The organism is bacterium, assembly GCA_040755795.1.
GTDB lineage: Bacteria > UBA9089 > CG2-30-40-21 > CG2-30-40-21 > SBAY01 > JBFLXS01.
The window spans coordinates 1-1,219 of the sequence record JBFLXS010000717.1; the positions used below are offsets into that span (position 1 = coordinate 1).

Below are 1,219 nucleotides of genomic sequence, written 5' to 3' on the forward strand. Positions count from 1 at the left end.
ATAAGTGCTATAGATGTAACTGTTCTTTCTGACAAAAATCGAAAAAAATACTTGACTTTTGTTAAAATATATGGTATATTAAATAGTAAGGGTTCAGGGAGGATAAAAATAAGGAGAAAGGGAGAAGTGGAGAAAAGAAGAGTTAACTGATAGGATTATTAATGCCTGTATTAATGTCCATAAAAAGTTAGTGTCGTGTTGAACAAATAACGCATGGAATTTGATTCTGGTAACTGGTGATTGGTAACTGGTAATTAAATACCGTTTGGCTGAGCTCATGACGAAACTATTTAACCAATTACCAATTACCAGTTACCAATTATCCGTTTGAGGTTATGAAATCTGATGATACGCCGTGCAAAACTTACTTAACACCACACCAGGATTGATGTCCGAAGGGTGGAGCAAGAAAAAGTTTGAGCCATTTCTCCTTGTTTACACTTCTAATGTATAGCCGTGAACGGTTACATTAAATATATAGTAAATGTTCAGGGTGTAATAAAGAAAAAATGGAAAAACCAGGAAAACGGTTACCTTTAATCTTTGTGTCCTGGTGTCTTTGTGGCTGAACAATTACAAAAAGGAGGGTGGTTAAAATGTTAAAACAAACTAATAGTTGTAAGTATAAGAGAGAGAGAGGTTACGAAATGAAAGGAGTTTTAAGTGGAGGTTTAGGATTAATGTTAAAATACGGTTTATGCTTTTTAAGCAGGCTAAAATTAATTGCCTGCTTTATTTGTCTTATAGGAAGTTATGCCTTTGGAGCAACCTATGAATCACAGCAAGCAAGTCCTGCTGTTGCATTAGGGGCATTGTCCTCTGGCAGTGGTCCCCTACCCCAAGCAGCAGACTTCCAACCGCGTGTTCAAGGACAAGGAGCTGACTTGTATACCGGGGATATGAATTTACCTATTCCTTTATTTACAGTGCCAGGCAGAGGCGGGCTAAATCATCCGATTGACCTTTCTTATCAAGCCGGGATTAAAGTTGACCAGGAGGCATCCTGGGTTGGATTAGGCTGGAATCTTACTTCAGAGGCGATTACTCGCAATGTAGTTGGCTGGCCAGATGATTACTTAAAAGGCGAAGCTGAACTTAAAATCTCTAAAAATGATTTTATAAAAGATATAGATGGATTTTTATACACAAACGATACTGCTTCTTATGTTATAGAAAATGACCCTAATACATATGTTGCTTATGATGATAATTTCTATGG

1 protein-coding gene is annotated in these 1,219 nt (G+C 37.0%); it reads left to right on the forward strand.

Features of this window, described 5'->3' with window-relative positions; translation table 11 throughout:
• Positions 1–596: 596 nt before the first annotated feature.
• On the forward strand, positions 597–1,219 hold a 623-nt coding region (locus AB1414_21160), incomplete at its 3' end, for a hypothetical protein (protein ID MEW6609922.1).